Annotated in this window: 7 protein-coding genes; all 7 read left to right on the top strand. The window is 59.2% G+C overall.

The window, feature by feature from the left end:
- Positions 1–383 precede the first annotated feature (383 nt).
- The 7 genes from KGB27_RS19160 to KGB27_RS19135 all read left to right on the top strand — a co-directional run bounded on the left by KGB27_RS19160 (position 384) and on the right by KGB27_RS19135 (position 14,332).
- The gene (locus KGB27_RS19160) at positions 384–1,907 is read left to right on the top strand and encodes a fumarate hydratase (protein ID WP_008041971.1); all 1,524 of its coding nucleotides are present in this window, start codon (positions 384–386) and stop codon (positions 1,905–1,907) included.
- Positions 1,908–2,092: 185 nt separating this feature from the next.
- Entirely contained in the window at positions 2,093–5,098 is a 3,006-nt protein-coding gene (locus KGB27_RS31630; RefSeq protein ID WP_411736710.1) for a SpvB/TcaC N-terminal domain-containing protein, read from the top strand.
- Positions 5,099–5,170: 72 nt separating this feature from the next.
- Positions 5,171–6,739, top strand: a complete 1,569-nt coding sequence (locus tag KGB27_RS31625) for a hypothetical protein (RefSeq protein ID WP_411736709.1) — start codon at positions 5,171–5,173, stop codon at positions 6,737–6,739.
- Between the two features lie 2 nt (positions 6,740–6,741).
- Positions 6,742–9,570 carry an RHS repeat domain-containing protein gene (locus KGB27_RS19150; RefSeq protein WP_223555813.1) on the top strand — a complete coding sequence of 943 codons (2,829 nt, stop codon included), beginning with the start codon at positions 6,742–6,744 and terminating at the stop codon, positions 9,568–9,570.
- Positions 9,571–9,594: 24 nt separating this feature from the next.
- The gene (locus tag KGB27_RS19145) at positions 9,595–11,403 is read left to right on the top strand and encodes an ATP-binding protein (RefSeq protein WP_411736708.1); all 1,809 of its coding nucleotides are present in this window, start codon (positions 9,595–9,597) and stop codon (positions 11,401–11,403) included.
- A complete protein-coding gene (locus KGB27_RS19140) occupies positions 11,397–12,722 on the top strand; it encodes a sigma-54-dependent transcriptional regulator (protein ID WP_008031720.1) in 1,326 nt (441 codons plus the stop codon). Before KGB27_RS19145 ends, KGB27_RS19140 begins: the two co-directional genes overlap by 7 nt.
- Positions 12,723–13,009: 287 nt before the next feature.
- Positions 13,010–14,332 carry an MFS transporter gene (locus KGB27_RS19135; RefSeq protein WP_008041981.1) on the top strand — a complete coding sequence of 441 codons (1,323 nt, stop codon included), beginning with the start codon at positions 13,010–13,012 and terminating at the stop codon, positions 14,330–14,332.
- The last annotated feature ends 97 nt before the right edge of the window (positions 14,333–14,429 follow it).

The raw sequence follows: 14,429 nt of genomic DNA, 5'->3' as shown, positions 1-14,429 counted from the left end.
TTCAATTTTCAGGCCGGAAAACCGGCGTCAAGGGCATGACTTTAGACCCTCCCTGAATTTGCGCACAAACCTTTGTAGGAGCCAGCTTGCTGGCGATAGCGGTCTGACAGATACAAATACGCTGACTGCCCCATTGCCATCGCCAGCAAGCTGGCTCCTACAGGGAACAACGCTCCCGCAAGCCGAATCCGCCTGACGGGCCTATGCGACCAACGATTGACTGCCGGCGCGTGTGCCCGCCTGCGAGGCGCGTTATACTGCCGCGCCTTTTTAGCGTCGCGCCAGCATGCCCGGCGTGCCTTGAAAGGTGCTTGCAACCGACCGATGCACCCAAGCTGCAAGCACCTTATTGAATGTTCCCGTCTTTTAGAGGAGCGCGACTCATGACCGTGATCAAGCAAGACGACCTGATTCAGAGCGTTGCCGACGCCCTGCAATTCATTTCCTATTACCACCCCGTGGATTTCATCCAGGCGATGCACGAAGCCTACCTGCGCGAAGAATCGCCAGCGGCCCGTGACTCGATGGCGCAAATCCTGATCAACTCGCGCATGTGCGCCACCGGCCACCGCCCGATCTGCCAGGACACCGGCATCGTCACCGTGTTCGTTCGCGTGGGCATGGACGTACGTTGGGATGGCGCCACCATGGGCCTGGACGACATGATCAACGAAGGCGTGCGCCGGGCTTACAACCTGCCGGAAAACGTCCTGCGTGCCTCGATCCTCGCCGACCCGGCGGGCGCTCGTAAAAACACCAAGGACAACACCCCGGCCGTTATCCACTACTCCATCGTTCCGGGTAATACCGTGGAAGTGGACGTGGCGGCCAAGGGCGGCGGTTCCGAGAACAAGTCGAAAATGGCCATGCTCAACCCGTCCGACTCGATCGTCGACTGGGTACTGAAGACCGTTCCGGAAATGGGCGCCGGCTGGTGCCCACCGGGCATGCTCGGCATCGGCATCGGCGGCACCGCCGAGAAAGCCGCCGTCATGGCCAAGGAAGTGTTGATGGAATCCATCGACATTCACGAGCTGAAAAAGCGCGGCCCGTCCAACCGTATCGAAGAGATGCGTCTGGAGCTGTTCGAGAAGGTCAACCAACTGGGCATCGGCGCCCAGGGCCTCGGTGGCCTGACCACCGTGCTCGACGTGAAGATCATGGATTACCCGACCCACGCCGCTTCGTTGCCGGTGTGCATGATCCCGAACTGCGCCGCCACCCGTCACGCGCACTTCGTGCTCGACGGTTCCGGCCCGGCCTCCCTGGAAGCGCCACCGCTGGACGCCTACCCGGAAATCGTCTGGGAAGCCGGCCCGTCGGCCCGTCGCGTCAACCTCGACACCCTGACCCCGGAAGAAGTACAAAGCTGGAAGCCGGGCGAAACCGTCCTGCTCAACGGCAAGATGCTCACCGGTCGCGACGCCGCGCACAAGCGCATGGTCGAGATGCTGAACAAGGGTGAAACCCTGCCGGTGGATCTGAAAGGTCGCTTCATCTACTACGTCGGCCCGGTTGATCCGGTGCGCGAAGAAGTGGTTGGCCCGGCTGGCCCGACTACCGCGACGCGGATGGACAAGTTCACCCGTCAGATCCTCGAGCAAACCGGCCTGTTGGGCATGATCGGCAAATCCGAACGCGGCCCGACCGCAATCGATGCGATCAAGGACCACAAGGCCGTTTACCTGATGGCGGTTGGCGGCGCGGCTTATCTGGTGGCACAAGCCATCAAGAAATCCCGCGTGGTGGCTTTCGCTGAACTGGGGATGGAAGCCATCTACGAGTTCGACGTGAAGGACATGCCGGTGACGGTTGCGGTCGACAGCAAAGGTGAATCGGTACACATCACCGGTCCTGCCATCTGGCAGAAAAAGATCAGTGAGAGTCTGGCGGTAGAAGTGCAGTAAGTTGCGCTGAAACGCCCCTGAAAAAACCGGCCTGTTGGTGACGACAGACCGGTTTTTTTTCGCCTGGAGTAATCCCGGAATTTCCCCGGCTAACAGGGCTGACCTGTCAGATATGACAGGTCACAGCCGCCGCAGCCCCTGATAAGTTGAATGCACTTGTGCGTCCTTGTCAGGTGGAAACGGAAATGGCCACGGAAGAACAAAAAGGCACTATCAATATTTCAGCCCCCGCCCAACCGAAAATCGGCGGCGCCATTGCCAGTTTTGGCGGCTGGGGAGCAGTGGGGACTACAGGTTCGGCCTCGTTGGCCATACCGGTGCCCATTTCCCAGGCTCCCAATCGGGAAATGGTGCCGGCTCTTTCGCTGAGCTACAGCAGCCACGTGGGCAACAGTATTTTCGGTATCGGCTGGCATTTGACCGTCAATGCGATAACGGTGCGCACGAGCAAGGGCGTTCCACTGTACGACAAGCGCAAGGATCTGATGGTCGGCGCCGATGGCGAAACCTGGATGCCGGAGCTGGATGCCCAGGGCGAGATCGTTGACAGACCCGTCACTCTCGGGACAACAAATTATCGAGCCATTCGCTATCAGCCACGCATCGAGGGCGGTTTTGCCAAAATCGAACGGCTGGTCAGTGACGACGATGCGGCCGGTTTCTGGTTGATTCATAGCGCCGACGGCAATCGCCATGTCTATGGCAAGACGCTGGCCTCGCGCCGGGTAGAACCCAGGGACGAGAACAAACCCCAGGAGCCCGAACGCGTCGGAGTCTGGCTGCTGGACGAAACCGTCACGCCTCGGGGCGAGCACATCGTCTATGAATACAAAGCCGAAACGCAGAATCCGGTCGCGCCCGATTTTCGCGACTACCGTGCCCAGAGGTATTTGCAGCGAGTGCTGTACGGCAATGCAGTGGCGGAGTCAGAGCTGTATTCGTTGAAAGACGGTGGCTGGAAGGACGTCGACTTCCACTTTCATCTGCTGTTCGATTACGGCGAACGCAGCCACGACCTGACGCAAATACCGGTCTATGGCCCCGAGTACTTGCAGGGAGGCGATCAGCACGACAAATGGCTCGAACGCAGCGACCCGTTCTGGAATCACGATTACGGATTCGAACTGGGCACGCGGCGCCTCTGTCGGCAGGTGCTGATGTTTCACCATTTCCGCAACGAACTGGGTGACTCACCAACGCTGGTCCAACGGCTTTTTCTGCAGCACCGCCAGGGTGCGCTGGAATACAACCACCTGACTGCCGCTCATCTTCAGGCCTACGATCAACAAGGCAAAGTCGAGAGCCGGCCGCCGTTCGAATTCAGCTATGCGCCCTTCGATCTGAAAAAAGCCGATCAACCCGGCTGGAAAGCGTTCCCGCAGATGCCAGGCCTCAATGACGGTCAGCGTTACCAATTGGTGGATTTGTACGGTAAAGGCATGCCCGGCATTTTATGTCGCTACGACAAGGCCTGGTTCTACCGCGAACCGTTGCGCGATAACTACCCCAGCGATGACGTTCGCTACGGCGACCTGACTGAACAGCCATACACTCCGCTGGCCGACAGCAGTAAATCGCTGCGTCAGACGCTCACCGACCTGAACGGTGACGGCAAGCTCGAATGGGGTGTACACGCGCCGACCATGAATGGCTGCTTCACCATGAACCCTGACCGCCAGTGGTCAGGATTTGTCCCCTACAAAGCCTTCCCGCTGGAGTACTTCCATCCTCAGGCGCAGATGGCCGACCTGGTAGGCGACGGTCGCACTCACGTGGCCCTGATCGGCAGTAACAGCGTGCGGTTGTACACCAATCTGGGCGATGACAAGGGGTTCAGTGCCGGCCGGAATGTAGAGCACGACAACGACGATGCCCTGCCACTGCCGAGCAATTCTGAAACCGAAGTGGTGGGCTTCAGTGACGTGCTGGGCAGCGGCAAACAGCACCTGTTCCGTCTCCGTCACAACAGCCTGGAGTGCTGGCCCAACCTCGGTCACGGGCGTTTTGGTAATCGAATAGTGCTCAGCACCCCGACGTTTCCTTACGAGTCATTCAATGCTTCGCAAGTCTTGCTGGCGGATCTGGATGGTTCGGGGGCAACTGACCTGATTTATCTGGAATCCGATCGGATGCGGGTGTTCATGAACCACTGTGGCAAGGGTTTCGCCGCCGAGTCGATTGATCTGCCCTGGCCTGAAGGCGTGCGCTACGACCGGTTGTGCCAGGTCACGACTGCCGACCTGCTGGGACTGGGCTGCACCAGTGTGGTCCTGACCGTACCGCACATGTCGCCCCGGCACTGGCGCTACGATTTCGTCAAAGCCAAACCGTATCTGGTCAACCGCAGCAACAACAACATGGGCACGCTCAGCCTCATCGACTATCGCAGTTCGGCACAGGAGTTCCTTGACGAGGAATACGAGCACCATCAGATCGATAATGACAAGGTCGTCGAGTCCGGTGTGCCGTTCGCCATGCACCTGGTCAAGCGCCAGACCCAGATCGATGAAATCACCGGCAATAAACTGACCCAGCTCATGAGTTACCGCCAGGGTTATTACGACCCCTTCGAACGGGAGTTCCGTGGTTTTGGCCTGTTATTGCAGACCGATACCGAAGCGACCGAGGCGGAACGCAGAAGCCTGGGCTTCACCGCGCCGATCCTGAGTAAAACCTGGTTTCACACGGGCAAGACCATTGATCCGCCAAGGGACGGGTATTACAGCAGCGATGTGCAGGCCGTTGCGCTGAAAGCCACCAAACTGGAACGTTTTCACGCGCGCGACAAGGCCGGCGAACCGCTGGAGCCTGACGAAGAAACGGCCCGCCAGATCGCACGTGCGCTCAGTGGCTCGACGCTGCGCTCTGAAATTTTCGCTCGGGATAACCCGGTTGTGCCGTATGCAGTGACGGAAGCCCGCTATCAGGTACGCCTGTTGCGGGCAAAAAGCGAGCATTACCCCTATGCCGTGCTGCAACCCATGGCGCTGGAATCCATCAGCTATCAGTACGAACCTGAACTGGCGGACGACCCGCGCTGCGAACACAGCCTCAGCCTGAAATGGGACGAGTTCGGCAGCGTACTCCACGCGATGATCGTCTACTACGCCCGGCGCAAAACCGACGCAACGCCGCCCTTTGAAGACGAGCATAAAAACCGCTATTGGAAAGATGCCCACGATGAGGCGTAGCAGTGCTGGTATTTGACCGAGTCCAAGGCCGAATTCATTCACGTGTACGACGAAGCGACCTGGAAGCCGGGTATGCCTTTTCGACTGGGGTTGCCGTATCGGGAGCGCAGTAATGCGCTGGTGCTGGAAAAGGCGCAGTTGAGTATCAAAGATATCCACCACGAGAACTTTCTGGAGTGGAGCAAGGACGAGGGTGAATGGGCGAAGCAGTCGGTGCTCGCGGGCATGTCGATGCAGCTCTACACCGATCCTCTCAACAGTCAGACACTGGAACAAGGCAAGGCGACTGTCCATGCGCTGCTGGCCCATGTGGTGATTGCCGAACTGTATCGCAGGGCCTTGAGCGCTTATGACAAGCTCAAGGACAAAGACGGCAACATGCCCTTCAACCTCAAGGAGAAGCTCGAATCACCCGAGGTGGGTTACCACATCATGAAGTGGTTCTTGCCTGAGGTTGAGCAGTCGGAGCCCACCGACCCGACTGACGCGAAGGAATACCTGTGGTCGATTCACCGAGGGTTTCCGAAATACTATGATTCCGAGGGTTTCTACAACGTCGAATCCTTCCAGCAAACCCGAAGCCACGGCATCACCAAAGTCACCTACGACCCTTACTGGTGCCTGCACACAGCCATCGAATTGCCGGACGGTTGCATCACTCAGATCGTCGACACTGATTACTGCACGTTTCTGCCCGCAGCGATCAAAGACCCCAATCAAAACACCCAGGAAGCGCGCTACAACGCTTTTGGCGAAGTGCTGGTCACCAGTTTTTATGGCACCGAACTGGGTGAGGCGGTCGGCTTCGACCCGCTGAGCGACTACGTGCGCCCCGACGACCGCAGTCCGGCCCATGCCATCGAATCGCCCTTTGTCGCCATCGGCAATTACGCCATGGCCATGTTCAGCGACGCGTTCAGCTGGATGGGCCGTCTGCCGACAACCGAGCCGCCCGCTGAGGAATGGCTGACCTGGGCGCTGGCAGAAGGGTTTGTGCTACCCAGCGGCCACCTTTGTGATCGCGCTCGCGAGCATCTGCACGAACTTGAAACCCCCACACCCTCCGAGCGACTTCTCCAGCAATACGTCGACGCCGCCCATCGTGAGCCGGTTCACATCGCGATCCTGCAAGCAGACCGTTATCCCGGCGATCCGGAGTTACAGATTCGCATCGCCATCAGCCATCAGGACGGCTTCAGCCGGGTACTGCAAACCAAGCAGGAGGTCGAACCGGGCAAGGCTTGGGTGGTGTTGGACGACGGCACCTTGAAACTCAAGGACGATGGCACCCCGGACGAAGCCTTAGCCGCGCGACGCTGGCGGGTCAGCGAGCCGGTCGAATACAACAACAAGGGTGAAAAAGTGCGGATCTACCGGCCGTATTTCGCGGATAGGTGGATAAACATCAAAGACCACTCAATGCGTAAACACGCCTATCACGACCAGCAGTTCTACGATGCTGCAGGGCGTCCGACCGAAACCGTGCTGGCGAAAAAAATGCTGCAAGGTGATCCACCGGAGCTGAAACCGCTGCGCCGGGAAATGTGGTACTGGATCTGGTGCACCGTGGCGTTTGACGAGAATGATCTGTTTGAGCCGCCACCACCCGAAAAGCGCCGAACCAACAGAACGCTCCATTGAACATGAGCATCCATTCGCATACGCCACAACTGGCGGTCATCGACAACCGTGGCCTGCCAGTTCGTCAGGTCGCGTACTGGCGGCGAGACGCGGCTGAGCTCAGGCCCGAAGCGCTGGTGACGGCTCAGGAGCATGACGGCGCCGGTCGCCTGGTGGCGCAACGGGATCCGCGCTTCCTCGCGCCCGCGTCCCGCCCGAACATGGCCACGGTTTACAGCCTGTCTGGCGCGGCGTTGTGCACTGAAAGTCGCGACGCCGGATGGCGTCTGGGCTTGCCGGACAGGACCGGGCACATGCGCGAGCATTGGGATGGTCGAGGCAGTCATTGGCAGAATGAGTACGACGCACAGCGACGGCTGACCGCAGTCCTTGAACAAACCCGAGGCTCGACCTTACGTACTGTCGAACGCCTGACCTATGCAGACAACGCTGGTGAGTTCGTGGAGCGCAATCAGTGCGGACAGGTGATTCGTCACGATGATAGGGCCGGTTGCGTCTGGCTCAATCAACAGGCGCTGAGCGGTGGTTTGATCCGCCAGACCCGGCGCTTTTTACCTGAAAATTCTGATGTGCAGGTCGATTGGTCCGCTGACGAAGCGGAACGCGACGCCCTGCTGCAACCCGGCGCGGGTTACATCACAGCGAGCCGTTTCGGGCCGTCGGGGCAAGTGTTTGAACAGACCGATGCCGGTGGTCATCGACAACACTTCAGCGTTGATCGCGCCGGGCAATTGCAACGCATTGACCTGACCCTCGACTCTCAAGGCCCGCAACCGCTGTTGAAAGCGGCGAGCTACAACGCCGAAGGCCAACTGCTGACTCAGGTGACCGGCAACGACGTCACCAGCAGCGCAACCTACGAGGCGGCGAGCGGCCGGTTGAAGCGCTTGACCGCCACCACCTCGGCATGTGCTCGCTTGCAGGACCTGCGTTATGAGTACGACCCGGTCGGCAACATCCTGCGACTGGTGGACCATACCCAACCCGTCACGTTTTTCGCCAACCAGCGTGTAGCGGCAGAAAACACTTACACCTACGACAGTCTTTACCAACTGATCTGCGCCACGGGTCGTGAGACTGCCAATGCCGGGCAGATCCCCGGTCTGCCGGAACTGATCACGCCCAGTCCCATCGACCCCGGGCGGCTGCTCAACTACACCGAATACTACGCGTACGACGCCAGTGGTAACCGCACCGAACTGCGTCATGTCAGTGATGGAAATCCGTTCAGGCAACAGCTGCGCGTCGATCCGCAGAGCAACCGCGCCCTGCCCTGGAACGACGGTGAAGACGAGCCGGACTTCCCACGCAATTTCGACGCAAACGGCAACCAGCAATATCTGGCCCCCGGTGCACAGCCGATGTCCTGGGACGCGTTGAATCATTTGCAAAGCGTGACCACCGTCGGCCGCCCGACCGAGGCCGATGACGCTGAAGGGTATCGCTACAACGCAGCCGGTGAACGGGTGGCCAAGTTCAGCAGCCAACAGGCCCATGCCGTGGCTCATCGGCGTGTCGTTCATTACCTTCCGGGGCTGGAAGTGCGCACCAGCGATGACGACGAAGAACTTCAGGTCATCTGCGTTCCGCTGGCCCGTGGCAGCGTGCGGTGCCTGCATTGGGTCAAGGGCAAGCCCGGGGATATCGAGGCCGATCAGTTGCGCTACAGCGTTGACGATCATCTGGGGTCTTGCAGCCTGGAACTGGATAAACACGCGGGTGTGATCAGCCACGAGGGTTATTACCCCTATGGCGGGACGGCGTGGTGGGCGGCGCGTTCGAAGGTCGATGCGGATTACAAGACCGTTCGGTATTCGGGCAAGGAACGGGATGCGTGTGGGCTTTATTATTATGGGTTTCGGTATTTTGCGCCGTGGTTGGGGCGGTGGGTGAATCCGGATCCTGCGGGAGATGTTGATGGGCTTAATTTTTTTAAAATGGTAGGCAACAACCCCGTTGCGTACAGAGATATGCAAGGTCGGGAAAAAACTCCAATCAACAAAGAGATAATTTTAATATGGGCTGGCGAAAACCCTGAAAAACTGAAAGATCGCTCAGAAAACATTAACAATATCGTTTCACAAGCCGACGGTTACAAGGTACATCTTTTCCTGGACAGTTATGTTGAGGATTCATTTAACGAAACCCTCAAAGACCTAAAAGTGCATGAGGTGCACTCATTGCAAGGCAGTGATATCTTTAACAAGTTCTACACTACTCCCGCATCGGCCCTCTACGACGATTTCAGGAATTCTGGCGAAAAAAATCTGGCGTTTGCAGTAGATGTATTAAGAATGCATTTAGTAAACGAACGCGGCGGCCTTTACTCCGACTCCGACGACATCTATTACGACGATAACAAAAAGGGAAGATATTCCCGACTAGGATCTACGCCACTGGAAGCAGAACCCGATCAAGTGCTTACATTATTACCTGGCACTAGTGACTGGAACAAAACTCCTCACATATACAACAGCTCATTCGCCGCCCACGCAAACAATGCATCATTAAGCGCAATACTGGATGAAATGGTCATACGTTATAATAAAGCAGTTAAATCAGTTGAAAAATTAGACCCAATGGGCTTGGGTTTCATGACGCTTCACGACAAAAAACTAGACAGGACAAACCTTCTGACATCAATGGTGGGTGCCGGTGTTCTGACGGATATTTTAAGACAAAGAGACCCTGTATTCGACAGTATTGTCACCCACTTCGCTGATTACGAGGCAGGTAGAACCACGGTCCTTAACGAAGAGCTTATAACGCAATCGGACATACTAATGCCACTCTCCCGATATATAGATGCTGGAGGAATGGGCACTTGGTAAATAGAATGAACCCTCTGTAAACACATGCTATTGTGCCCGCCCATACGGCTGCGTGTTACTCATTGCATGATCCAGACTGCCCGCGCTGTGCGCCTGACACTCTACTCCCTTGTCATCGTTGCCGGTGCCGCCATCGCCGCCACGCTAGCCATGCGCCACGCCGAGCGCCAGGCCCTGGTGGAAGATGCCGCCCGCGCCAATCTGCAACTGGGCTTGTACGCCACGTCCCTGCACACCCTGATCGAACGCTACCGCGCCCTGCCCGCCGTGCTGGCGCTGGACCCGGAGCTGCGTTCGGCGCTAAACGGTCCGGTGACACCGGAACAGCAGGACGCGCTGAACCGCAAACTGGAAAAGATCAATGGCGCAGCAGAGTCTTCGACCCTGGAACTGCTCGATCACACCGGCCTCGCCGTGGCGGCGAGCAACTGGCGTTTGCCCAGCAGTTACGTCGGTCACAACTACGGTTTTCGCCCCTACTTCAGCCAGACCCGCACCCAAGGCACCGGGCGATTTTATGCGGTGGGCGTGACCAGCGGGATTCCCGGTTACTTCCTGTCCAGCGCCGTCACCGATGACGGCGGGAAGTTTCTCGGCGCCATGGTGGTGAAGCTCGAATTTCCCGAACTGGAGCGCGAATGGCGTCAGGGCAGCGACACGCTGCTGGTCAGCGATGCACGCGGGATCATCTTCATCGCCAATCAGCCGGGCTGGCGCTATCGCCAGTTGAAACCGCTGAGTGAAAGCGACCACGCCGAACTCAAGGCCACCCGCCAATACGACAAGCAGCCGCTGACGCTGCTCGGCTATCAAACATTGCGGCGCTTTGACGACAACAGCGAACTGGCGCGGGTCGAAGGCCCGGACGGCAAAGCGGATTACCTGTGGGAATCCCTGCCGCTGACCGCCGAGGGCTGGACGCTGCACTTGCTGCGTCGTCCGCAGGTGGCGTTCGAAGACAGTCGCAATGCCGCCCTCGCCGCTGCCGGGTTGTGGCTGACGCTGGTGTTTCTGCTGCTGTTCCTCAACCAGCGCTGGCGCCTGGCCAAGATGCGTCAGCGCAGTCGCGAAGAACTCGAGCAGTTAGTGGAAGAACGTACCCGCGACCTGCGCACGGCGCAGGACGGTCTGGTGCAATCGGCCAAACTGGCCGCTCTCGGCCAGATGTCGGCAGCGCTGGCCCATGAAATCAATCAGCCGCTGACCGCCCAGCGCATGCAATTGGCGACGCTGCGGTTGCTGCTGGATCACGGCCGGGTCGAAGACGCCTACAAGGCACTGAAACCGGTGGATGAGATGCTGACGCGCATGGCCGCCCTCACCGGCCACCTGAAAACCTTCGCCCGCAAAAGCCCCAGCGGCTTGCGCGAACGCCTGGACCTGGCTTCGGTGGTGGACCAATCGCTGCAACTGCTCGACACGCGCCTGCGCGATGAGCAAGTCAGCACCGTGCTGCACCTGACACGCCCGGCGTGGGTGCGCGGCGATGCGATTCGCCTGGAGCAGGTGCTGATCAATCTGCTGCGCAACGCCCTGGATGCGATGCAGGATAAACCCTGCAAACGCCTGGAAATCCGCCTCGAAGCCGACGAACAACTGTGGCGTCTGAGCGTCATCGACAACGGTGGCGGCATCGCCGAAGAAAATCTGTCGAAGGTCTTCGATCCGTTTTTCACCACCAAACCGGTGGGCGATGGCCTGGGCATCGGTCTGGCCGTATCCTTTGCCATCGTTCACGAATCGGGCGGACGCCTGAGCGCCGCTAATCACGACAACGGCGCGGTGTTCGCCCTCACCCTGCCCATCGATCCGGAGGCGCCTGGCGCATGCTGAATTCTGTGATGGTGGTCGACGACGAAAGCAGCATCCGCAGCGCCGTCGAACAATGGCTGAGCCTGTCGGGTTTCGAGGTGCAGTTGTTCAGCCGCGCCGATGAATGCCTGGCTCAGCTGCCCAAGCATTTCCCCGGTGTGATCCTCAGCGACGTGCGCATGCCCGGCATGACCGGGCTGGAACTGCTCGCCGAAGTGCAGCGCCGCGATGCCGATTTGCCGGTGATTCTGCTGACCGGCCACGGCGATGTGCCGATGGCGGTCGATGCGATGCGCGATGGCGCCTACGACTTTCTCGAAAAACCCTTCAGCCCGGAAACCCTGCTCGGCAGCCTGCGCCGTGCGCTGGACAAGCGCCGACTGGTGCTGGAAAACCGCGCGTTGCACGAGCAGGCCGATAACCGCGCCAAACTCGACGCGACCTTGCTCGGCGTGTCCCGTGGCTTGCAGACATTGCGTCGGCAAGTGCTGGATCTGGCGGCGTTGCCGGTCAACGTGTTGATTCGCGGTGAAACCGGCAGCGGCAAGGAGCTGGTCGCCCGTTGCCTGCACGACTTCGGTCCGCGTGCCGACAAGCCGTTTGTCGCGCTGAACTGTGCGGCGATTCCCGAGCAATTGTTCGAGGCCGAGCTGTTCGGACACGAGAGCGGCGCGTTCACCGGCGCTCAGGGCAAACGCATCGGCAAGCTTGAATACGCCGATGGCGGCACGCTGTTTCTCGATGAAATCGAAAGCATGCCGCTGGCCCAACAGGTGAAATTGCTGCGGGTGTTGCAGGAGCAGAAGCTGGAGCGCTTGGGTTCCAATCAGAGCATTCGCGTGGATTTACGGATCATTGCTGCGACCAAACCGGATTTGCTGGACGAGGCGCGGGCCGGGCGTTTTCGCGAGGATCTGGCCTATCGGCTGAACGTTGCCGAGTTGCGCTTGCCGCCGTTGCGTGATCGACGCGAAGACATTCCGTTGTTGTTCGAGTCGTTTGCGCACAAGGCTGCCGAGCGACTGGGTCGCACGATTGCGCCGCTGAGCGGCCCGCAGTTGAGCCATCTGTTGAGCCACGACTGGCCGGGCAATGTGCGCGAACTGGCGAACGTGGCCGAACGGCAAGTATTGGGGCTGGAAGAGCCCACGCCTGCGGGTATCGATCCGGGGCAGTCGCTGGCAGCGCAGCAGGAAGCGTTCGAAGCGCATTGCCTGCGCGCGGCGTTGACGCGGCACAAGGGCGATGTGAAAGCGGTGCTGGAAGAGCTGCAACTGCCGCGCCGCACCTTCAATGAAAAGATGCAGCGGCATGGCCTGACCCGCGAGATGTTCCTCTAACGGCCAACACAAACCCTGTAGGAGCGAGGCTTGCCCGCGAAGAAGTCAGCGCGGTCTACCTGAAACACCGCATTATCGTTCTTCGCGGGCGAGCCTCGCTCCTACAGGATTACGAAGATGCGCGGATTTTCGCTCGTTACTCCGCCAACCATAAGCGGATTTCCGCTCACTCAAACCTCAACCCCCCTCTAAACCGGCCCTCCCCCCGTTGGCACACCTCCTGCTATAGCCCTCGCAGGCTGCGTTTAAACGCGCTCCACAAAAACAATTAAACGAAGGATCCTTCAATGGATAACTCCAACGCCCTGCCCCTTGGGTCGGCTGCCGTGCCGGTCAAAGAAAGAACCACCGCCAGTCGTATCAAATCGATCTTCAGCGGTTCGGTCGGCAACATGGTCGAGTGGTACGACTGGTACGTCTATGCCGCCTTCTCCCTGTACTTCGCCAAAGCGTTTTTCCCCAAAGGCGACACCACCGCCCAACTGCTGAATACCGCCGCGATCTTCGCCGTGGGCTTCCTGATGCGCCCGATCGGTGGCTGGCTGATGGGCCTCTACGCCGACAAGGCCGGGCGTAAACGCGCATTGATGGCCTCGGTGTACCTGATGTGCTTCGGCTCGCTGCTGATTGCCCTGAGCCCCGGTTATGAAACCATCGGCATCGGCGCGCCGATCCTGCTGGTGTTCGCCCGTCTGCTGCAAGGCCTGTCGGTCGGTGGCGAATACGGCACCTCGGCCACCTACCTCAGCGAAATGGCGACCAAGGAGCGTCGCGGTTTCTACTCCAGCTTCCAGTACGTGACCCTGATCTCTGGCCAGCTCATCGCACTGGCGGTGCTGATCGTGTTGCAACAAGTGCTGACCACCGAAGAGCTGTACGCGTGGGGCTGGCGTATTCCGTTCGCCATCGGCGCGCTGTGTGCCGTGGTCGCGCTTTACCTGCGCCGTGGCATGGAAGAGACCGAGTCGTTCACCAAGGTCAAGAAAGAGAAAAAAGAAAGCGCCATGCGCACGCTGATGCGCCATCCCAAGGAACTGATGACCGTGGTCGGCCTGACGATGGGCGGCACCCTGGCGTTCTACACCTACACCACGTACATGCAGAAATACCTGGTGAACACCGTCGGCATGAGCATCTCCGACTCCACCACCATTTCCGCTGCCACGCTGTTCCTGTTCATGTGCCTGCAACCGATCATCGGCGGGCTGTCGGACAAGGTCGGTCGTCGGCCGATCCTGATCGCCTTCGGCATCCTCGGCACACTGTTCACCGTGCCGATCCTCACCACCCTGCACACCATCCAGTCGTGGTGGGGCGCGTTCTTCCTGATCATGGCGGCGCTGATCATCGTCAGCGGCTACACCTCGATCAACGCCGTGGTGAAAGCCGAGCTGTTCCCGACCGAAATCCGCGCCCTGGGCGTTGGCCTGCCGTACGCCCTGACCGTGTCGATCTTCGGCGGCACCGCTGAATACATCGCGCTGTGGTTCAAGAGCATCGGCATGGAAACCGGTTACTACTGGTATGTCACCGCGTGTATTGCCGTGTCGTTGCTGGTGTACATCACCATGAAAGACACCCGCAAACATTCGCGGATCGAGACGGACTAAGCTCGTCAGCGCAACAAAAAAATGGGGCAGACCTTAGCGGGTCTGCCCCTTTTTTTGCCCCAGCACAAAACCCTGTAGGAGCCGGCTTGCTGGCGAT

It is taken from the genome of Pseudomonas sp. BF-R-01 (assembly GCF_019946615.1).
GTDB lineage: Bacteria > Pseudomonadota > Gammaproteobacteria > Pseudomonadales > Pseudomonadaceae > Aquipseudomonas > Aquipseudomonas migulae.
The sequence above is the reverse complement of the archived record's forward strand: the minus strand, read 5'-3'. Positions and strand labels throughout refer to the sequence as shown.